Source organism: uncultured Cellulomonas sp. (genome assembly GCF_947494015.1).
In the GTDB taxonomy this organism is placed as follows: Bacteria; Actinomycetota; Actinomycetes; order Actinomycetales; family Cellulomonadaceae; genus Pengzhenrongella.
In genome coordinates this window covers 86,155-106,517 of sequence record NZ_CANLTL010000008.1, presented here as the reverse complement: position 1 = coordinate 106,517, position 20,363 = coordinate 86,155, and the positions used below count along the sequence as shown (strand labels likewise).

Sequence of the window (20,363 nt, the reverse complement as noted above, 5' to 3'; positions counted from 1 at the left end):
GCTCGCAGAACCCACCACGCCCGCCGTACCGACCCCGCTGGCAGCGGTGCGCGTCCCGAGAGGATCCTGATCATCGTGACCCCCGACACCTCCCACACCGCGGGCGCCGAGCCCGTCCTGACGGTCCGCGACCTGGCGGTCGACTTCTTCGTCGACGGCCAGTGGTTCCCCGCGGCCGTCGGCATGACGTACGACGTGCACCCGGGTGAGGTCCTGGCGATCGTGGGCGAGTCCGGGTCGGGCAAGACCCAGTCGTCGATGTCCCTGCTCGGGCTGCTGCCGCCCAACGGCCGCGCCACCGGCAGCGCGAAGCTGGGCGACCGCGAGCTCATCGGGATGTCCGCGGGCCGTCTGCGCCGCATCCGCGGCAAGGAGGTCGCGGTCATCTTCCAGGAGCCGATGACCGCCCTGAACCCCGTCTACACGGTCGGCTTCCAGATCGTGGAGACGCTGCGGACCCACTTCGAGATGGGCCCGGCGGACGCCAAGGCCCGCGCGATCGAGCTGCTCAGCCTGGTGGAGATCCCCGAGCCCGAGCGCCGGTTCGACTCCTACCCGCACCAGCTGTCCGGCGGCCAGCGGCAGCGCGCCATGATCGCCCAGGCCATCGCGTGCGAACCGCGCCTGCTGATCGCGGACGAGCCGACCACGGCTCTGGACGTGACGGTCCAGGCGGAGATCCTCAAGCTGCTGCACGACCTGCGCACCCGGATCAACTCCGGGATCGTCCTGATCACCCACGACATGGGCGTCGTCGCCGACATGGCCGACCGGATCATCGTGATGAAGGACGGCCGGATCGTCGAGGAGGGCTCGGCGCACGACATCTTCGCCTCGCCGCAGCACGACTACACCAAGACGCTCCTGGCGTCGGTCCCGCACCTCGGGCGCACCGCCACCGGCCGCACGGAGCCGACGACGTCCGGCGTCACCGGGGCGACGGCCCCGGTGACCGCGCCCGCCGCCACGACCGCGACCGGGGCGACCGCCCTGGGTGCCGGTGCCTCGACCCCGGACGGTCGGGACGTGGTGCTGCGGGCCCGGGACATGGTCGTGGAGTACCCCGGGCGGGGCCGCACGCCTGCCTTCCGGGCCGTGGACGGCGTCGACCTGACCATCCACCAGGGCGAGGTCGTCGGCCTGGTGGGCGAGTCCGGGTCGGGCAAGACCACCATCGGCCGCGCCGTCGTCGGGCTGCTCGAGGTGACCGGCGGTGAGCTGTCCATCGTCGGCACGAACATGGTCGGGGCGTCCCGCAAGGACCTGCAGCCGCTGCGCAGCCAGGTCGGCATCGTCTTCCAGGACCCGGGCTCGTCGCTCAACCCGCGGCTGCCGATCGGTGAGTCCATCGCCGAGCCGATGATGCTGCACCAGGGCATCAAGGGGGCCGAGCTCAGCCGCCAGGTCGAGAAGCTGCTCGATCAGGTCCACCTGGACCGGGCGATGCGCAACCGCTACCCGCACGAGCTCTCCGGCGGCCAGCGCCAGCGCGTCGGGATCGCCCGCGCCCTCGCGCTGTCGCCCAAGCTGCTCGTCGCGGACGAGCCGACCTCAGCGCTGGACGTCTCCGTGCAGGCCAAGGTGCTGGACCTGTTCCAGGAGCTGCAGCAGGAGTACGGCTTCGCGTGCCTGTTCATCAGCCACGACCTGGCCGTGGTGGAGATCGTGTCCAGCCGGATCGCCGTCATGCACAAGGGCAAGCTCGTGGAGCAGGGGGAGCGGGACCAGATCCTGCGCGACCCGCAGCACGACTACACGCGCCGGCTGCTCGCCGCGGTCCCCGTGCCGGACCCCGACGAGCAGCGCCTGCGCCGCGAGACGCGCGACCGGCTGCTCGCCGAGGAGGCCGCCCGCGCGTCCTGACGGCGCCGACGTCCGACGCCCGCCGCCCCCGCCGTGCGCACCACCCGGCCGGGGCGGCGTCGTGCTGCCCCGGCGTGACCCACGTCATCGCGGCCGCGCAGGGGCGCCGGGTACGATCGATGGCAGTGCGCCCTCACCTGACGCGGCGCGGCCTGCCTCCCTCACACGAAATGAGCCCTTCCATGCCCCTGCGCTCCGACCTGCGCAACGTGGCGATCGTCGCCCACGTCGACCACGGCAAGACCACCCTGGTCGACGCGATGCTGCACCAGTCCGGTGCCTTCGGCGCCCACTCGCACGTCGACGAGCGGGCGATGGACTCCGGTGACCTCGAGCGCGAGAAGGGCATCACCATCCTCGCGAAGAACACCGCGGTGCACTACGCCGGCCCAGCGGCCGCCGCGGCCGGGCACCCCGAGGGGATCACGATCAACGTGATCGACACCCCCGGCCACGCCGACTTCGGCGGTGAGGTCGAGCGCGGGCTGTCCATGGTCGACGGCGTCGTGCTGCTGGTCGACGCGAGCGAGGGCCCGCTGCCGCAGACCCGCTTCGTGCTGCGCAAGGCGCTCGTCGCCAAGCTGCCCGTCATCCTCGTGGTGAACAAGGTGGACCGCCCCGACTCGCGGATCGAGGAGGTCGTCGCCGAGTCGACCGACCTGCTGCTGGGTCTGGCGAGCGACCTGCACGAGGACGTCCCGGACCTCGACCTCGACGCGATCCTCGACGTCCCCGTCGTGTACGCCGCCGCGAAGGCCGGACGCGCCTCGGTCAACCAGCCGGCCGACGGCGGGCTGCCGGACAGCGACAACCTCGAGCCGCTGTTCGCCACGATCCTGGAGAAGATCCCCGCGCCGACCTACGAGGAGGGTGCGCCGCTGCAGGCGCACGTCACCAACCTCGACGCCTCGCCGTTCCTGGGCCGGCTGGCGCTGCTGCGCGTGTTCAACGGCACGATCCGCAAGGGGCAGATGGTGGCGTGGGCCCGCGCCGACGGCACGCTCTCGACCGTCAAGGTCACCGAGCTCCTGGAGACCAAGGCGCTCGACCGCGTCCCCACCGAGTCCGCCGGCCCGGGCGACATCGTCGCGGTCGCCGGCTTCGCCGACATCACGATCGGCGAGACCCTGACCGACCCGGACGACCCCCGCCCGCTGCCGCTGATCACCGTCGACGACCCGGCGATCTCCATGACGATCGGGATCAACACCTCCCCGCTGGCCGGCAAGGGCGGCAAGGGCCACAAGGTCACCGCCCGCCAGGTCAAGGACCGCCTCGACAAGGAGCTCATCGGCAACGTGTCGCTGCGCGTCCTGCCGACCGAGCGTCCCGACGCCTGGGAGGTCCAGGGGCGTGGCGAGCTGGCTCTGGCCATCCTCGTGGAGCAGATGCGCCGCGAGGGCTTCGAGCTGACCGTCGGCAAGCCGCAGGTCGTCACCCGGACGATCGACGGCAAGACGCACGAGCCGATGGAGCGGATGACCATCGACGTGCCCGAGGAGTACCTCGGCGCCGTGACGCAGCTGCTCGCGCAGCGCAAGGGCCGCATGGAGACCATGTCCAACCACGGCACCGGCTGGGTCCGGATGGAGTTCATGGTCCCGGCGCGCGGCCTGATCGGCTTCCGCACCCGGTTCCTGACCGACACCCGCGGCACCGGCATCGCGTCCTCGATCGCCGAGGGCTACGAGCCGTGGGCCGGCGCGATCGAGACCCGGGTCAACGGGTCGCTGGTGGCCGACCGGGCCGGCGTCGTGACGCCGTTCGCCATGATCAACCTGCAGGAGCGCGGCTCGTTCTTCGTCGACCCCACCCAGGAGGTCTACGAGGGGATGATCGTCGGCGAGAACTCCCGCAACGAGGACATGGACGTCAACATCACCAAGGAGAAGAAGCTCACGAACATGCGCGCTGCCTCCAGCGACACGTTCGAGAACCTCGTCCCGCCGCGGCACCTGACCCTGGAGGAGTCCCTCGAGTTCGCCCGCGAGGACGAGTGCGTCGAGGTCACCCCCGAGGTCGTGCGCATCCGCAAGGTCATCCTCGACCAGTCCGAGCGCGCCCGGGTGTTCGCCCGGGCCAAGCGCGCCTGACCCTGCGCCGGTGGTCCGCCACCGGCAGACTGCGATGGCAGTCGGTCCCCCGACCGGCTGCCATCGCCATGTCCAGCCCTGACCACGGTCCGCCCGGACCCGTCCCCAAGGAATCGATGAGTCACTCGACACCCGCACCCCTGACCGACCGCCCGCCCGCACCCGCGCGCGGCCAGCGCCGCGGCATCGCGCCGCGCGTGTTCTGGCCCTCCGTTGCCATCGTGGGCGTCCTCGCCCTGCTGGCGGTGGTGTTCCCCACCCGTGCCTCGGACCTGATCGGCGCGCTGCAGACCAACGCCATCGGGGCGTTCGGCTGGTACTACGTGCTGATCGTCGCGGGCTTCGTGCTCTTCTCGCTCTACGTGGGTCTGAGCCGGTTCGGTGACATCACCCTCGGCCCGGACGACGAGGCGCCGCGCTACTCCACCGGGAGCTGGTTCGCCATGCTGTTCTCGGCCGGGATGGGGATCGGCCTGGTCTTCTGGGGGGTCGCCGAGCCGCTGACGCACTTCGCGCAGCCCAAGCCCGGCGTCGTCGGTGCACCGGAGCGGGTCGCCGAGCAGGCGATGGCGCAGACGTACGTCCACTGGGGCGTGCACGCCTGGGCGATCTACGTGGTGGTCGGCCTGGCGCTCGCCTACGCGATCCACCGCAAGGGACGGCCCGTCTCGGTGCGCTGGGCGCTCGAGCCGCTGCTGGGTGCCCGGCGCGCCGGCGGACCGATCGGTGACGTGGTCGACGTGGCCGCCGTCGTCGGCACCGTGTTCGGGGTGGCCACCTCGCTCGGCTTCGGCGTGCTGCAGATCTCCTCGGGGCTGGAGCACCTGGGGCTGCTGGAGAACTCCGTCACGGTGCAGGTCGTGCTGATCCTCGGGATCACCGCGGTCGCGACCCTCTCGGTCCTGTCGGGACTGGATCGCGGTGTGAAGTGGCTGTCGAACGCGAACGTCGTCCTGGCAGGCCTGCTGATGCTGTCCGTGCTGGTGCTCGGCCCGACGCTGTTCCTGCTGCGCGAGTTCGTCCAGTCCATCGGGGTGTACCTCGCCAACGTCGTGCCGATGACCTTCAACGTCAGCGCGTTCGCCGGCTCGGAGGGCGAGATCTGGCAGTCGGCGTGGACCACGTTCTACTGGGGCTGGTGGATCTCGTGGGCGCCCTTCGTCGGCGTCTTCATCGCGCGCATCTCGCGCGGCCGCACCGTGCGTGAGTTCGTGCTGGGTGTGCTCGGCGTCCCCGTGCTGGTCACCTTCCTGTGGTTCTCCGTGCTCGGCGGCACCGCGCTGTACCGCGAGCTGTTCGGCGCCGGCGGCCTGGTGGCCGACGACGGCTCGGTCACGACCGTCAACGCGCTGTTCGACCTGCTCGAGGCGCTGCCGGCCGGGTCCGCGCTGGCCGCCGGGGCCATCGTGCTGATCGCGCTGTTCTTCATCACCAGTGCCGACTCCGGCTCGCTCGTGGTGGCCATGCTCACCGGTGGCGGCGAGCTGGACCCGCCGGTGTGGTCGCGGATGACGTGGGCGGTCGCGAGCGGCCTGCTCGCCGCGGCGCTGCTCGTGGCGGGTGGTCTGGCCGCCCTGCAGACGGCGGCGATCCTCATCGCGCTGCCGTTCAGCGTGGTGATGATCGCGATGTGCGCCTCCACCTGGCGGGCGTTGAGCAGCGAGCACCGGGCGTTCCTGCAGGCCGAGCGCAGCCTCATGCGCGACCGGCTGACCGCGCACGTGACGTCCCAGGTCAACCAGCAGCTCCCCGAGCAGGTCGGCCAGCTCGTCTCCCAGCGCACCGTCCCCGGTGACCGCGCCGGGACGGACGACGGGCTGCCGTCGCTCCCCGGGCAGGACGGCCCGCGGTCCCCGGACCTCCCGCGCCGCCCGTCCGACCGCCGGTAGCGTCCGGCGCGACGCGGACCGGACCCGGGGACGACAGGCAGACCATGGACAGGCGACGGGCAGGCGACGGACCGCCGACGAGCAGTCGAGGAGCAGCACAGTGAGCGCAGCGGCGCGGAGGTCCTCCGGCCTCGGACGCTGGGCGGCCGTGGTGGCTCTCGGTGTCGTCGTCGGTGTCGGGGGCACGGTGCTGCACCGGGCCGTGCCGCCGTGGGGCATGGCGGTGTGCCTCGCGCTGGTCCTGAGCGCGACCGTGGTGACGCGTGCCTGGGCCGGGCTGCTGCCGGTCGTCGGCTACGCCGTCGGCTGGCTCGCCGTGGTGCAGGTGCTGTCGCTCTCCGGCCCCGGCGGGGACGTGCTGGTCCCCGCCGGCGACGCCCTGGGGTACGTGTGGGGGATCGGCGGGATGGTGGCGATCGGGATCGGCTGCTTCCTGCCCGGCCGCTGGTTCAGCGACGTCCCGGTGCGTCCGTGACGACCCCGGACGGGCCCGGTCCGCTCGCCGATCCGGACACCTTCCGGGCCGCGATCGGCCGGCTGCCCGCGGGGGTCGCGGTGGTGGCCCTGCGCTGGCGCGACGTCGACCACGCGATGACCGCGAGCGCCGTCGCGTCGGTGTCGCTCGACCCGCCGATGCTGCTGTTCTGCGTGCACGAGGACGCCCGCTTCCGGGAGGCGCTCGACGCCGTCGAGACCTGGGGGCTGAGCGTGCTGGCGGACTCGGCCGGCCCGGTCGCGGACTGGCTCGCGTCGCCGGGCCGGCCCGCCGTCGGGCAGCTCGCCCGGGTGCCGCACACCACCGGGACCCGGACCGGTGCCCCGCTGGTGGCCGACGCGGCGGCCTGGTTCGAGTGCCGGACGGCGGCGGTCCACCGCGCGGGCGACCACGACATCGTCGTGGGTGAGGTGCTCAGCGCGGTCCAGGGCCGCTCGACCGCGGGCGGCCTGGTCCACCTGCGCGGCCGCACGCGTCCGGTGCGCTGAGGGCGCCGACCTGCGGCGGGGCCGGCGGAGGGGCCGTGTGGGCCCCACGCCGTAGAATCGGTCCGGCGGTGGTGCCGCCGGCGACGAGGGGACTTCTGCATGGCCGACACGACCCGGCACGACGACGTCCATGCGGCGGCTCGTGCCGAGCGGGTGGACGGCGCCCCGGAGGCCGCCCCCGTGGCCGGCCCGGACGCGTCGCGTGACGACCGGCGCGACGACTCGCTGCTCGGCTTCCCCACCGACCCCCGGCCACGCCGGTGGCCGCGGGTGCTGCTCACCGTCGTGGGCGTCCTGATCGTGCTCGCCGGCGGGTACGTCGCCGCGGCGTGGCTGCTGGCCGACCGCGTGCCGCGTGGGACGACGGTGGCCGACGTCGAGATCGGCGGCCTCACCGCCGACCGGGCGGTCGCCGCCGTGGACACCGGCCTGGCCGACGTCGTCGCCGAGCCGGTCCGGGTGACCGCGGACGGCCGCGCCGCGTCCCTCGACCCCGCCGAGGCGGGGCTCGCGCTGGACAGCGAGGCCACCGTCGCCCGGCTGACCGGGTTCAGCCTGCAGCCGGCCCGGCTGTGGCACCACGTCGTCGGCGGTGGCGCCCAGCCGCCTGTCAGCGACGTCGACGAGGCGGCGCTCACCGAGGCGCTCGACGGCGTCGCGGACTCCCTGACCACCGAACCGGTCGACGCCGGCGTCGTCTTCGCCGACGGCGCCGCCCACGTGACCGACGCGGCGCCCGGCTCCCGGGTCGACGCCGACCGCGCCGCCGAGCTGCTGCGCAGCCGGTGGCTGACCACCGCGGAGCCGGTGGAGCTGCCGACCGAGGCCGCCGAGCCGGAGATCACCCAGGCCGAGGCGCAGACCGCGCTGCGCACCGTCGCCGAGCCGTTCGCGGCCGCCCCGGTCGTGGTGGCGGTCGCCGACCGCTCCGTCGAGCTGCCCGCCGACGTGCTGACGTCCCTGGCGTCGTTCACCGCGGTGGACTCCGACCTGGAGCTGACGCTCGACGGACCGCGCCTGGTCGAGGAGGTGCTGGCGCGCACGGACGGGCTGCTCACCCCGGCCGCGGACGCGCACTTCGAGTTCGTCGACGGCGCGCCGGTCGTGGTGCCCGGGACCCCGGGGACCACGCTGGAGCCCCAGGTGCTCGCCGACGCCGTCGCCGCGGCGGGCACGGGGGAGGACCGCACCGCCCGGGTCGACCTCGTCGCGAGCGACCCCGAGCTGACGACCGAGAGCCTGCAGGCCCTGGGCGTGACCGAGGTCGTCTCGGAGTTCTCCACGCCCCTGACGAACGAGCCGGTGCGCACCGAGAACCTGCGCGTGGGTGCCGCCAAGATCGACGGCACGCTGGTGCGGCCGGGGGAGACCTTCAGCCTCACCGAGGCGCTGGGGCCGATCACCGCGGCCGCCGGCTTCCGCGACGCGACCGTCATCGTCGACGGCGAGCACGTCCCCGGGATGGGCGGCGGGCTGTCGCAGATCTCCACGACCACCTACAACGCGGCGTTCCTGGCCGGCTTCGAGGACGTCGAGCACCAGCCGCACTCGGAGTGGTTCGCGCGCTACCCCGAGGGCCGCGAGTCGACGCTCTACACCGGCGTCATCGACATGAAGTTCAAGAACACCACTCCCTACGGCGCGCTCGTGCAGGCCTGGGTGGCCGACGGCCGCGTCCACGTGCGGATGTGGGGGACGAGGTACTGGACCGTGGAGTCGTCCACCAGCCCGCGCTCGAACATCGTGCGGCCGACCACGGTCACCTCGTCGTCCGACACCTGCACGCCGCAGCGGGCCGGCAACCCCGGCTTCACCGTGACGGTCACGCGTCGGCTGCTGCTGGACGGCGAGGAGCAGGAGACGACGTCGGACACCTGGCGGTACAAGCCGCAGAACGCGGTGGTCTGCGAGCCCGAGGGCTGATCTCCGCCGACCGGCGCGGTGAGCGGACCGGGCGGTCAGGGCTGCGCGTCGCCCGCCACGCCTCGGTCACCGACCGCGCGAGGACCGCGCCGCGGCGGCGGTGGCGGCACCGGCTTGCCGAGCACCACGTCGGCGCCGGCCACGCGCACCGGACCGCGGCGGGTGGCGATCATCAGGCCGGCGTCGTCCACCTCGGCCAGCTCGCCGAGGGCGTCGGTCAGCCGACCGTCCGGCAGCCGGTGGCGGACCACCACGCGCGTCCCGACGGCCCACCGTCGCCACGCCGGGATGCCCTCGGCCGTGTCGTGGGTCACGCTGGTGCTGCTCGGGTCATCGCCCACGAGGTGGATACTAGAGCGGGCGTCGTCAGCGGCGCCGGAGACCGTCGTACGGGCCCTGGAGGACTGACCGTGACCTATGTGATCGCCCAGCCTTGTGTGGACGTCAAGGACAAGGCGTGCATCGAGGAGTGCCCCGTCGACTGCATCTACGAGGGCAAGCGGTCGCTGTACATCCACCCCGACGAGTGCGTCGACTGCGGTGCCTGCGAGCCGGTCTGCCCCGTCGAGGCCATCTACTACGAGGACGACGTCCCCGAGCAGTGGAGCGAGTACTACAAGGCCAACGTCGAGTTCTTCGACGACCTCGGCTCGCCGGGCGGTGCGGCCAAGATGGGGGAGATCCCCAAGGACCACCCGATCATCGCCACGCTGCCGCTGCAGGTCGTCACCGACTGACGCCGCCGGCAGCCGACCGGCCGAGACCGGACCTCGCCGCCCCATGGGCCTGCTGACCCGCACCCTGCCGGACTTCCCCTGGGACACGCTCGCACCGTTCGCCGCGCGTGCCCGTGCCCACGCCGACGGCATCGTCGACCTGTCCGTCGGGACCCCGGTCGACCCGACGCCCGACCTCGTCCGCGACGCCCTCGCCGCCGCGTCCGACGCGCACGGCTACCCGCTGACCCACGGCACCCCGGCGCTGCGCCGGGCCGTCGTCGACTGGTTCGCCCGGCGGCGCGGCGTCCCGGACCTCGATCCCGACGCCGTCCTGCCGACCGTGGGCTCCAAGGAGCTCGTCGCGCTGCTGCCCTCGCTGCTGGGTCTGGGCGCCGGGGACGTCGTCGTGCACCCGGCGACCGCCTACCCGACCTACGACGTGGGCGCACGGCTGGCGGGGGCGACGCCCGTGCCCGCCGACGACGTCGCCGACTGGGGTGCGGGCCCGGTGCGCCTGGTGTGGGTCAACTCGCCGGGCAACCCGGACGGAACCGTGCGGTCGGTCGAGCAGCTGCGGGCGGTGGTCGACGCCGCCCGGGCGGTGGGCGCGGTGGTCGCGTCCGACGAGTGCTACGCCGAGCTGGCGTGGGACGAGCCGTGGTCCGGCAGTGGGGTGCCCAGCATCCTGGACCCGCGGGTCAGCGGCGGCGACCCCACCGGCCTGCTCGCGGTCTACTCGCTGTCCAAGCAGTCCAACCTCGCCGGCTACCGGGCCGCCTTCGTCGCCGGTGACCCGCGCCTGGTCGCCGACCTGCTCGAGGTCCGCAAGCACGCGGGGATGATCGTGCCGGCGCCGGTGCAGGCGGCGATGACCGTCGCGCTCGGTGACGACGCCCACGTCGCCGTGCAGCGCGAGCGCTACCGGGCCCGGCGGGCCCTGCTGCGGCCCGCGCTCGAGGCAGCCGGCCTGACCGTCGACGGCTCGGCCGCGGGCCTGTACCTGTGGGCGCGCCCCGCCGAGGACCCCGCCGACTGCTGGGCGACCGTCGGCCGGCTGGCCGACCACGGCGTGCTCGTCGCGCCGGGTGCGTTCTACGGTGCGGCCGCGGCCGGCCACGTCCGGGTCGCCCTCACCGCGACCGACGAGCGGGTCGCCGAGGCGGCCCGTCGCCTGACCGGATCGCCGGGCCGGTCGCCCGGCCCGTCGACCGGCTGATCCGCCGGCCGGTTGACCCGAGCGACCGTCCGATTCGTCACGGGCCCGGAGCCGCGGGTACCGTGAGCGCGGGCCGACGACGACCGCCCGGGCCGACCTCCACGGTCACCGCAGGCGCCGCGCCGAGCCTCGGCCGCGACACGAGGGTGCGCGTGCCTCGCCAGGAGGGAACCACATGACCGACCCCGTCACGCTCACCGTCGCAGGACAGACCCTCGACCTGCCCGTCATGGGCGCCACGCAGGGCAACGACGGGATCGTCGTCTCCTCGCTGCTCAAGGAGACCGGGCTGGTCACGGTCGACCCTGGCTTCATGAACACCGCGGCCTGCGAGTCCGAGATCACCTACATCGACGGCGACGCGGGGATCCTGCGCTACCGCGGGTACCCCATCGAGCAGCTCGCCGAGAAGTCGAGCTTCCTCGAGGTGGCCTACCTCCTCATCCACGGCGAGCTGCCGTCGCCGTCCGAGCTGGACGCCTTCGTCGAGCGGGTCAACCGGCACACCCTCGTGCACGAGGACTTCCGCACCTTCATGGGGACGTTCCCGCGCAACGCCCACCCGATGGCCGTGATGTCCTCGGCGGTGAACGCGCTGGCGACCTTCTACCCCGAGTCGCTGGACCCGTTCGACCCCGAGACGGTCGAGCTGGCGACGGTGCTGATCCTGGCCAAGACCCGCACCATCACGTCCTACCTGCACCGGCGTCGCGTCGGCGAGCCGCTGCTGTACCCGGACTACTCCCGCGGTTACGTCGACGACTTCCTGCGGATGACGTTCGCCGCGCCGTACTCCCAGTACGAGGCCGACCCCACGATCGTCGAGGCCCTGGACCGGCTGCTCATCCTGCACGCCGACCACGAGCAGAACTGCTCCACCTCCACGGTGCGGATCGTCGGCTCGAGCCACGCGAACCTGTACGCGTCCGTCGCGGCCGGCATCAACGCGCTGTCCGGCCCGCTGCACGGCGGCGCCAACGAGTCCGTGCTGAAGATGCTCACCGAGATCCAGGCCAGCGGCGGCGACGCGACCGAGTTCATGACGAAGGTCAAGAACAAGGAGCAGGGTGTCCGGCTGATGGGCTTCGGGCACCGGGTCTACAAGAACTACGACCCGCGTGCGGCCATCGTGAAGAAGGACGCCGACGCCGTCCTGCAGCAGCTGGGCAAGAGCGACGAGCTGCTGGACATCGCGCGGAACCTCGAGGACATCGCGCTCAACGACGACTACTTCATCGAGCGCAAGCTGTACCCGAACGTCGACTTCTACACGGGCCTGATCTACAAGGCCATGGGCTTCGACGAGGCCATGTTCACGCCCATCTTCGCCCTCGGCCGCATGCCCGGCTGGATCGCCCAGTGGCGCGAGATGATGAGCGACCCCGCGACCAAGATCGGCCGGCCGCGCCAGGTCTACACCGGTGCGGTCGAGCGCGACTACGTCGAGGTCGACGCGCGCTGACCCTGTGCCCCACAGCCGAGTGCGACGCCGTGGACCCTTGACGCGACCTGAACGGTCCAGGACGTCGCACTCGGCGGGGTGGGGAGGGCCGGCGGTCAGCCGGCGAGCGTGACGCGGACCTGACCCGCCGGCAGCGCCGGCGTGCCGGACGGCTCCCAGCCGCCGCCGTCGCGCTCCCAGGTCCGGTCGGCGACCGCCACGCCGGTCACCCGCTGCGGTGACGCGACGGCGACGGCCCACTGGGCCACCGCCCAGCCGAGCCGGCCGGCGTCGGAGCCACCGGGCAGCGCGGTGGCGTCCAGCACGACCGCCCCGTCCTCGGCGACGCTGCTCGGCACCGTCCCCAGGTCCCGGGCGGCGCGGGCCAGCAGCTCGTCGGCGGAGCCGGGACCCTCGGGCTCACGCAGCTCGCAGGTCAGCGTCGCGGGGGAGTAGCCGGACAGCGACGACGCCCACGCCCGGGCCCGGGTCTCGTGCTGGGCGTACGCATCGGGGAACCCCGAGCGCTGCACGCGCTGGGCGGCGTCGGTGATCTCCAGCGCCTCGTAGCCCTCCACCTCGACCAGCACGTCGAGGAAGGCGTCGGTCGAGTACAGCGGGTCCATGATCTGGTCGACGGTGCCCCAGCCCTGGGACGGCCGCTGCTGGAACAGGCCGACCGAGTCACGGTCGCCGTAGTCGATGTTGACCAGCTTGGACTCCTGCAGGGCGGTCGCGATGCCGATCGTCGCGGCCCGTGCGGGCAGCCCGCGCCGGACGGTGGCGCCGACCACCAGCGCGGCGTTGTCGCTCTGGGTCGGGCTCAGGGCGTAGGTCGTGCCGTCCAGCTCCGCGGTGCAGCGCTCGCCGACCACCGTCCCGCCGTCGAGCGCGTCGAGCGCGACGACGACGCCAGCGACCGCGACCCCCAGCGCGCCGAGCAGCGCGAGCGGGGCCGTCCAGGCACGACGACGTCGTCGGGTCACGGCTCGCGCGTCAGTTGGTGTGCAGCGCGGAGTTCAGCCGGACGCCCGCGCCGGACCGGGCCACCGCCTCGACCGCGCCGGTCTGCGAATTGCGGCGGAACAGCACGCCGTCGACGCCGGACAGCTCGCGCGCCTTGACCACCCGGCCGTCCGCGGCGGCGCCGTCGGGCCCGGTCGCGCCGACGAGCGTGACCTTGGTGCCCGCCGTCAGGTACAGGCCGGCCTCGACGACGCAGTCGTCCCCGAGCGTGACGCCCAGGCCGGCGTTCGCGCCGAGCAGCGACCGCCGGCCGACGGAGACGACCTCCCGGCCCCCGCCGGACAGGGTGCCCATGATCGACGCGCCACCGCCGACGTCGCTGCCGTCCCCGACGACGACCCCGGCCGAGATGCGGCCCTCGACCATCGAGGCGCCGAGCGTGCCGGCGTTGTAGTTGACGAAGCCCTCGTGCATGACGGTCGTGCCCGGGGCCAGGTGCGCGCCGAGCCGGACCCGGTCGGCGTCGGCGACCCGGACCCCGGAGGGCAGCACGTAGTCGACCATCCGCGGGAACTTGTCGACGCCGTGCACCGTCACCGGCGCGCCGGTCGCCGCGCGCATCCGCAGCCGGGTCGCCTCGAAGTCCTCCACCGGGCACGGTCCCCGGTCGGTCCACACCACGTTCGCCAGCACGCCGAAGACGCCGTCGAGGTTGGCGCCGTGCGGGGCGACGAGCCGGTGGGACAGCAGGTGCAGGCGCAGGTAGGCGTCGGGGGCGTCCGACGGGGGCGCGTCGAGGTCGGCCACGGTGAGCACGACGACGGTGCGCACGCCGCGCACCGGGTCCTCGCCGGCGAGCGCGGCCAGCTGGCCCGCGAGGGCGGCGTCGGCGTCGCCGGGGGTGTGCGCCGGCGGGGCCTGGCCCAGCGCGGGGGACGGGTACCAGGCGTCGAGGGTGGTGCCGTCGGCGGCGATCGTGGCCAGGCCGACGCCCCAGGCGCTGCGCGTGCTCATGCCACCAGGGTAGAGGGCGACCGGCACGGGACCGGGCGCCGGGGCGCCGGGGCGCCGGGCGCCGAGGTGCCGTGGCGGCGGCGTCCACGCCGCCGCCACGCCGCCGGCTGGGGGCGGTCCGGCCGCGGGCGCGGGGCGCGCCGGTCGGTAGGGTCGCCCGGTGACCACCTGGACGCCGGCCCTGGACCCCACCGCCGACCTGCTGACCCTGACCCGCGCGGTCTGCGACATCCCCTCGGTCAGCGGGGACGAGACCGCGCTCGCGGACGCCATCGAGGCCGCCCTGCGCCGCTGCGACCACCTGGAGGTGCTGCGCGACGGCGACGCGGTGGTCGCGCGCACCCGCACCGGGCGCGCGTCGCGGGTCGTGGTCGCCGGGCACATCGACACCGTCCCGATCGCCGGCAACATGCCCAGCCGGGTCGAGGGCACCGGCGAGGACGCCCAGCTGTGGGGCCGCGGCACGGTCGACATGAAGGGCGGGGTCGCGATCCAGCTCGCGCTCGCCGCCTCGCTGACCGCGCCCACGCGCGACGTCACGTGGGTCTTCTACGACCACGAGGAGGTCGAGTCGTCGCTGAACGGCCTGGGCCGGGTGGCCCGGGCGCACCCCGACTGGCTCGCGTGCGACTTCGCCGTCCTGGGCGAGCCCACCTCGGCCGGGCTCGAGGGCGGGTGCAACGGGACGCTGCGCGCCGAGGTGCGGGTGCCGGGCGTGGCGGCGCACTCGGCCCGCTCCTGGATGGGCACCAACGCGATCCACGGCGCCGGCGAGGTGCTGCGACGGCTCCAGGACTACGTGGCCGCCGACGTCGAGGTGGACGGGCTGGTGTACCGCGAGGGGCTGAACGCCGTCGGGATCCGCGGCGGGGTCGCCGGCAACGTCGTGCCCGACGAGTGCGTCGTGACCGTGAACTACCGGTTCGCCCCGGCGCGGTCGGTCGAGCAGGCCGAGGCGCACGTGCGCGAGGTGTTCGACGGGTACGCCGTGACGGTCACCGACGCGGCCGGTGGTGCGCGGCCCGGGCTCGACGCGCCGGCAGCGGCCGACTTCGCCGCGGCGACCCTCGCCGTCACCGGCGGGGCACCCGCGGCCAAGCTCGGCTGGACCGACGTCGCCCGGTTCGCCGAGCTCGGCGTCCCGGCGGTCAACTTCGGCCCCGGGGACCCGGTGCTCGCCCACAAGGACGACGAGCACTGCCCGGTCGCCCAGCTCACGCTGTGCCACGACGCGCTCCGTGCCTGGCTGACCTCCTAGAGTCGGGCCATGACGAGCGACGACGGCGTGCCCGCCCCCGGGCACGGATACCGCAAGGGCCCGGTCCTGCTCCGGCGCGGTCAGGTGCCCGCCACCACGACCGACCAGCACCTGCTGGCCGGCCCCGGGAACACCGACTGGCTCCACGGCGACCCGTGGCGGGTCATGCGGATCCAGAGCGAGTTCGTGGAGGGCTTCGGCGCGCTCGCCGAGGTCGGCCCCGCGGTCAGCGTGTTCGGGTCCGCGCGCACCAAGCCGGACCACCCCGACTACGCCATGGCCGTCGAGGTGGGCCGCGGGCTCGTGGAGGCCGGCTACGCCGTGATCACCGGCGGCGGGCCGGGGATCATGGAGGCCGCCAACAAGGGCGCGAGCGAGGCCGGGGGGCTGTCCGTGGGCCTCGGCATCGAGCTGCCGTTCGAGCAGGGCATGAACCCCTACGTCGACCTCGGCGTGAACTTCCGCTACTTCTTCGCCCGCAAGACCATGTTCGTCAAGTACGCCGAGGGCTTCGTGGTGCTGCCGGGCGGGTTCGGCACCTTCGACGAGCTGTTCGAGGCCCTCACGCTCGTGCAGACGCACAAGGTCACCGGGTTCCCGCTGGTGCTGGTCGGCCGGGACTACTGGACCGGGCTGCTCGACTGGCTGCGCAGCGCGGTCCTGGGCCGCGGCATGATCGGCGAGATCGACCTCGAGCTCATCACCCTCGTCGACGACCCACGGGACGCCGTCGCGCACGTCGTGGAGCGCAGCGCGGCGCTGCGGGCCGAGCAGGAGGCCGTCCGCGAGGAGGCCGAGGCCGAGACGGCCGCCGCGGACGCCGGGTCCGGCCGGACCCGGCCGGACGCGCCCCCCACCCCCGCGTGACGCCGCCGGTGCCGCCCGGCGTCCCGGCCGGCGGGGCGCCGCTGCGGCTGCGTGGACGCACGTTCGGTCCGGGCCGCCCGGTGGTGATGGCGATCGTCAACCGCACCACGGACTCCTTCTACCCCGGCGCCCGGCACGACGACGACGCCGGGGCCCTCGACGCCGTCGCGCGCGCGGTCGACGAGGGCGCCGACATCGTGGACATCGGCGGCGTCCGAGCCGGCCGCGGCGAGCCCGTCGACGTCGCCGAGGAGGTGCGCCGGGTGGTGCCGCTGGTCGAGCGGGTGCGCAGCCGCCACCCCGAGCTGCTGGTCAGCGTCGACACCTGGCGCGCCCCGGTCGCGCGGGCGGCGGTCGCCGCCGGCGCGGACCTGCTCAACGACACCTGGGCCGGCCACGACCCGGACCTGGTCGGGGTGGCCGCCGCCGGCGGCGTCGGCGTCGTCTGCTCGCACACCGGCGGCGCCATCCCGCGGACCGACCCGTTCCGGGTCGCCTACGCGTCGGCGGACCCCGGCCGTCGGCCCGCCCTCGACGCCTCCGGCACCGACGCCTTCGGCACCGACGCGTCCCGCGCCGGCACGGCCGCCCGCCCCGATCCCCGCGACGGGGTGCTGACCGACGTCCTGGCGACCCTCGGCGTCGCTGCGGCCCGCGCCGTCGACCTCGGCGTGGACCCCGCCTCGGTGCTGGTCGACCCGACGCACGACTTCGGCAAGAACACCTGGCACTCCCTGCACCTGCTGCGGCGCACCGAGGCGCTCGTCGCGCTGGGGTACCCGGTGCTGCTCGCGCTGTCCCGCAAGGACTTCGTCGGGGAGACGCTCGGGCTGCCGGTCGACGATCGGCTCGAGGGCACGCTCGCGGCGACCGCCGTCGCGGCCTGGCTGGGGGCACGGGTTTTCCGCACGCACGACGTGCGGGCCACCCGGCGGACGCTGGACATGGTGGCCGCGGTGCGCGGCGACGCCGCGCCCGCCCGGGCCGTCCGCGGCCTGGCGTGAGCCGTGCGCGGGCGCCGGTGAGCGCCGACCCCCGGCGGTGGCCGTGGTGGGGGCAGACCCTCGCGGTGTACGCGCTCGCCCGCGCCTGGAGCGCGCTGGTGCTCCTCGCCGTCGCCCGCCACCAGGTCCAGACCCTGTGGGTGCCCGCCTCGCCGTCGTACGTGCAGTACACGGGCCTGATGTGGGACTCGGGCTGGTACCGCGACATCGCCGAGCACGGCTACCCGCCGACCCTGCCCACCGGCCCCGACGGCGTGGTGCAGCAGAACCCGTGGGCGTTCTTCCCGCTGTTCCCGCTGCTCGCGCGCGGACTGATCGCGGTCACCGGAGCACCGTGGGCGCTCGTCGCGCCGACCCTCGCGCTGGTCCTCGGTGCGGCGGCGGTGCTGCTGGTGCACGTCGCGGTCCGGGAGGGCGCACCCCGGGCCGTGGCCGCCCGGCCCGGGCTGCCGCTCGCGACCGCCGCGGTGGTCGCTTCGGCGCCGGCCGCGCCGGTCCTGCAGAGCGCCTACACCGAGTCCCTCGCACTGCTGCTCGTGGCGGCCACGCTGGTCGGGCTGCTGCGCCGGCAGTACGGGCTCGCGGCGGTCACGGTGCTGGCGCTGGGACTGACCCGCGCCGTCGCGCTGCCCATGGCGCTGGTCGTCGTGGTGCACGGTCTCGTGCGGCTGCGGGCCGCGCGCCGCGGTGCGGACCACCTCGGCCGCCGCGACGTGCTGGGTCTGGCCGCGCTGCTCGTGGCGGCCGGCGCCTCCGGGGTGGCGTGGCCGCTGGTCACGGCCGCGGCCACCGGGGTGCCGGATGCGTACCTGCTCACGCAGGCCGCCTGGCGCGGGCGGCCCGACGTCGTCCCGGTGCTGCCGTGGCTCGACGTGGCCCGGTGGCTGTGGGGCGACGCCCTCGGCCCGGTGCTTCTGCTCGGGCTGCTCGCGGTCGCCGTCGCGCTCGCGCTGAGCCCACCGGCCCGCCGCCTGGGCCCCGAGCTGTGGGCCTGGTGCGCCGGGTACGGCGTCTACCTGGTCGGCGTCGTCGAGCCTGGCACGAGCCTGGTGCGGTTCGGACTGCTCGCCTTCCCCGTCGCCGCGGTGGTGGTGGGAGCGGTACGTGGCCCGGCCCGTGCCCGCCGGATCTGGCTCGTCCTGGTGCTCATCACCTGCGCCGCCCTGCAGGTCGCCTGGACGTGGTCCCTGTGGCGGTTGATCCCCCCGTCCGGGTGGCCGCCGTGACGTGCGTCGCGGTCCGGCCCACCGCAGCCACTAGACTGCACAACGGACATTCCGACCAGACCCAGCCCCGCGAGCAGGTTCGTCCAGGCGCGCCGGGGCCCGGGCCAGGCACGAACGAAGGAGAGCCGCCCATGGCTGCCATGAAGCCGCGCACCGGTGACGGTCCGCTCGAGGTCACCAAGGAGGGCCGCGGCATCGTCATGCGGGTTCCGCTCGAGGGCGGAGGCCGGCTCGTGGTCGAGCTCAACGCCACCGAGGCGCGTGAGCTCGGCGAGGCGCTCAGCTCCGTCGTCAGCTGACCGCTCATGGCCGGCCGTGGTCCCAGGACGCCGGGCGTGGTCCCGGCGTCGACGCGTGCTCTCCCCGAGGTCGTCGTCGAGCGCGGCACCCTGACGCCGACCGCCCTCGAGGGCACGACGGCGCTCGCGGTGCCGGTCGCACCGCCCGTGGAGGGCGAGACCGAGCTCCAGCCCCGCTCCGGAACCGCTGACGCCGCCGCCCTGTACGGGGTGGACCTCGCGGAGGTCGCCGAGCGTGCCGGGGCGACGGGGGTCGCCGGCGACACCTGGACGCTGCACCTGCCGCGCCGCCTGGTCGCGACGGCGTCCGCGTTCCCGTGGGAGTCGCTGCCGGAGCGGCTCGTGCTCGTCGGGGTGGGCGACGGGTCGCCGGGCGACCTGCGCCGCGCCGGTGCGGCGCTGGCGCGCGCGACCCGCGGCGTCGGCCGCGTGGTGACCACGCTCGGCTCCCCGGGCGGTCCGCACGGTCACGAGGGGGCCCGTGCGCTCGTCGAGGGCTACCTGCTCGGGTCCTACCGCATCCCGACGTTCGCGACGGGTGGCGCGGGCAAGGACCCGGCCGGGACGCTCGTGCTCCTCGGTCGGCACACCGACCGCTCGGCCGCGGCGGTCCGGGACGCGCAGGTCGCCGCGCGGGCGACCTGGCTGGTCCGGGACCTGGCGAACACGCCGTCGAGCACCAAGGACCCCGCCTGGATGGCCGAGCGCGCCGGTGAGCTGGCCGCCGAGGCCGGCCTGGTGACGCAGGTGTTCGACCCGGAGGCGCTCGAGGCGGAGGGCTTCGGCGGCATCCTGGCCGTCGGCGCCGGCTCGGCGCGCACCCCGCGCCTGGTCACCGTGTCCTACACGCCCACCGACGGGCGCACCGGGCGGCACGTCGTCGTGGTGGGCAAGGGCATCACCTTCGACACCGGCGGGCTGTCCATCAAGCCGCGCGAGCCGATGGTCGCGATGAAGACCGACATGGCCGGCGCGGCGGTGGCGCTGGCCACCGTGCTCGCCGCCGCCGAGGCCGGCGTCGGGCACCGGGTGACCGCGGTCCTGCCGCTCGCCGAGAACCACGTGGGCGCGTCGTCCTACCGGCCCGGTGACGTGCTCACCGTGCGCGGCGGCCGGACCGTCGAGGTGGCCAACACCGACGCGGAGGGCCGCCTGGTGCTGGCCGACGCGCTCGCCTACGCCGACGAGGTGCTCGACCCCGACGTGCTGATCGACGTGGCGACCCTCACCGGGGCCGCCACGCTGGGCCTGGGCCAGGGGCACGCCGCGCTGTACTGCGCCGACCCCGCCCTGCTCGGCGCTCTGGAGGCCGCGGGCACCACGACGGGCGAGCGGGTGTGGCACATGCCGCTCGTCGAGGAGTACCTGCCGGCCGTCCGGTCGCCCATCGCCGACCTGCGGCACGTCCCCGCGCAGTCGCCCGGCGGCGGCTCGATCACCGCCGCGCTGTTCCTGCGCGAGTTCACCGGCTCACGCACGTGGGCGCACCTGGACATCGCCGGGCCGGCGCGGTCCGGCAAGGACCGGCACGAGGTCACCGAGGGCGCCACCGGCTTCGGTGCCCGGCTGCTGCTGGAGTACCTGCAGACGCTGGCGTGAGC

Annotated in this window: 18 protein-coding genes; 15 read left to right on the top strand and 3 right to left on the bottom strand. The window is 74.5% G+C overall.

Features of this window, described 5'->3' with window-relative positions:
* The first annotated feature begins 75 nt into the window (after positions 1-75).
* The 6 genes from Q0840_RS10820 to Q0840_RS10795 all read left to right on the top strand — a co-directional run bounded on the left by Q0840_RS10820 (position 76) and on the right by Q0840_RS10795 (position 8,752).
* Positions 76-1,863 carry an ABC transporter ATP-binding protein gene (locus Q0840_RS10820; RefSeq protein ID WP_298459479.1) on the top strand — a complete coding sequence of 596 codons (1,788 nt, stop codon included), beginning with the start codon at positions 76-78 and terminating at the stop codon, positions 1,861-1,863.
* A 182-nt stretch (positions 1,864-2,045) separates the two neighbouring features.
* A complete protein-coding gene (gene typA / locus Q0840_RS10815) occupies positions 2,046-3,956 on the top strand; it encodes a translational GTPase TypA (protein WP_298459478.1) in 1,911 nt (636 codons plus the stop codon).
* A 116-nt stretch (positions 3,957-4,072) separates the two neighbouring features.
* On the top strand, positions 4,073-5,845 hold the full coding sequence (locus tag Q0840_RS10810; RefSeq protein ID WP_298459477.1) for a BCCT family transporter: 1,773 nt from the start codon (positions 4,073-4,075) through the stop codon (positions 5,843-5,845).
* Between the two features lie 100 nt (positions 5,846-5,945).
* Entirely contained in the window at positions 5,946-6,320 is a 375-nt protein-coding gene (locus Q0840_RS10805; RefSeq protein WP_298459476.1) for a hypothetical protein, read from the top strand.
* Positions 6,317-6,829: a flavin reductase family protein gene (locus tag Q0840_RS10800; RefSeq protein ID WP_298459475.1), complete on the top strand. Its 513-nt coding sequence runs from the start codon at positions 6,317-6,319 to the stop codon at positions 6,827-6,829. Before Q0840_RS10805 ends, Q0840_RS10800 begins: the two co-directional genes overlap by 4 nt.
* Before the next feature lie 99 nt (positions 6,830-6,928).
* The gene (locus Q0840_RS10795) at positions 6,929-8,752 is read left to right on the top strand and encodes a VanW family protein (protein WP_298459474.1); all 1,824 of its coding nucleotides are present in this window, start codon (positions 6,929-6,931) and stop codon (positions 8,750-8,752) included.
* Positions 8,753-8,787: 35 nt separating this feature from the next.
* Here the strand turns inward: Q0840_RS10795 and Q0840_RS10790 are convergent, their stop codons facing one another.
* Positions 8,788-9,066 (bottom strand): hypothetical protein, encoded by a 279-nt coding sequence (locus Q0840_RS10790; RefSeq protein WP_298459473.1) that lies wholly within the window; start codon positions 9,064-9,066, stop codon positions 8,788-8,790.
* Positions 9,067-9,162: 96 nt separating this feature from the next.
* Between Q0840_RS10790 and fdxA the strand changes: the two genes are divergently transcribed.
* The 3 genes from fdxA to Q0840_RS10775 all read left to right on the top strand — a co-directional run bounded on the left by fdxA (position 9,163) and on the right by Q0840_RS10775 (position 12,149).
* A complete protein-coding gene (fdxA, locus tag Q0840_RS10785) occupies positions 9,163-9,489 on the top strand; it encodes a ferredoxin (RefSeq protein ID WP_298459472.1) in 327 nt (108 codons plus the stop codon).
* 43 nt (positions 9,490-9,532) lie between these two features.
* Entirely contained in the window at positions 9,533-10,687 is a 1,155-nt protein-coding gene (dapC, locus tag Q0840_RS10780; protein WP_298459471.1) for a succinyldiaminopimelate transaminase, read from the top strand.
* Positions 10,688-10,862: 175 nt separating this feature from the next.
* Positions 10,863-12,149 carry a citrate synthase gene (locus tag Q0840_RS10775; protein WP_298459470.1) on the top strand — a complete coding sequence of 429 codons (1,287 nt, stop codon included), beginning with the start codon at positions 10,863-10,865 and terminating at the stop codon, positions 12,147-12,149.
* A 95-nt stretch (positions 12,150-12,244) separates the two neighbouring features.
* Here the strand turns inward: Q0840_RS10775 and Q0840_RS10770 are convergent, their stop codons facing one another.
* Together Q0840_RS10770 and dapD are read right to left on the bottom strand one after the other, a co-directional pair.
* A complete protein-coding gene (locus tag Q0840_RS10770) occupies positions 12,245-13,114 on the bottom strand; it encodes a hypothetical protein (RefSeq protein ID WP_298459469.1) in 870 nt (289 codons plus the stop codon).
* Positions 13,115-13,124: 10 nt separating this feature from the next.
* Positions 13,125-14,108, bottom strand: coding sequence for a 2,3,4,5-tetrahydropyridine-2,6-dicarboxylate N-succinyltransferase (gene dapD / locus Q0840_RS10765; protein WP_298459468.1), 984 nt, complete (start codon positions 14,106-14,108; stop codon positions 13,125-13,127).
* 160 nt (positions 14,109-14,268) lie between these two features.
* On the opposite strand from dapD, the gene dapE reads away from it, so the two are divergent.
* The 6 genes from dapE to Q0840_RS10735 all read left to right on the top strand — a co-directional run bounded on the left by dapE (position 14,269) and on the right by Q0840_RS10735 (position 20,361).
* Positions 14,269-15,366 (top strand): succinyl-diaminopimelate desuccinylase, encoded by a 1,098-nt coding sequence (dapE, locus tag Q0840_RS10760; protein ID WP_298459467.1) that lies wholly within the window; start codon positions 14,269-14,271, stop codon positions 15,364-15,366.
* 9 nt (positions 15,367-15,375) lie between these two features.
* Positions 15,376-16,233 carry a TIGR00730 family Rossman fold protein gene (locus Q0840_RS10755; RefSeq protein ID WP_298459466.1) on the top strand — a complete coding sequence of 286 codons (858 nt, stop codon included), beginning with the start codon at positions 15,376-15,378 and terminating at the stop codon, positions 16,231-16,233.
* Complete coding sequence (locus Q0840_RS10750) at positions 16,230-17,237, top strand: dihydropteroate synthase (RefSeq protein WP_298459465.1); 1,008 nt, start codon at positions 16,230-16,232, stop codon at positions 17,235-17,237. The genes Q0840_RS10755 and Q0840_RS10750 overlap by 4 nt, the downstream gene beginning before the upstream one ends.
* A 17-nt stretch (positions 17,238-17,254) precedes the next feature.
* On the top strand, positions 17,255-18,463 hold the full coding sequence (locus Q0840_RS10745) for a hypothetical protein (protein WP_298459464.1): 1,209 nt from the start codon (positions 17,255-17,257) through the stop codon (positions 18,461-18,463).
* Between the two features lie 131 nt (positions 18,464-18,594).
* Positions 18,595-18,762, top strand: coding sequence for a DUF3117 domain-containing protein (locus Q0840_RS10740; RefSeq protein ID WP_182113330.1), 168 nt, complete (start codon positions 18,595-18,597; stop codon positions 18,760-18,762).
* Between the two features lie 36 nt (positions 18,763-18,798).
* Complete coding sequence (locus tag Q0840_RS10735; RefSeq protein ID WP_298459463.1) at positions 18,799-20,361, top strand: M17 family metallopeptidase; 1,563 nt, start codon at positions 18,799-18,801, stop codon at positions 20,359-20,361.
* Positions 20,362-20,363: the final 2 nt, after the last annotated feature.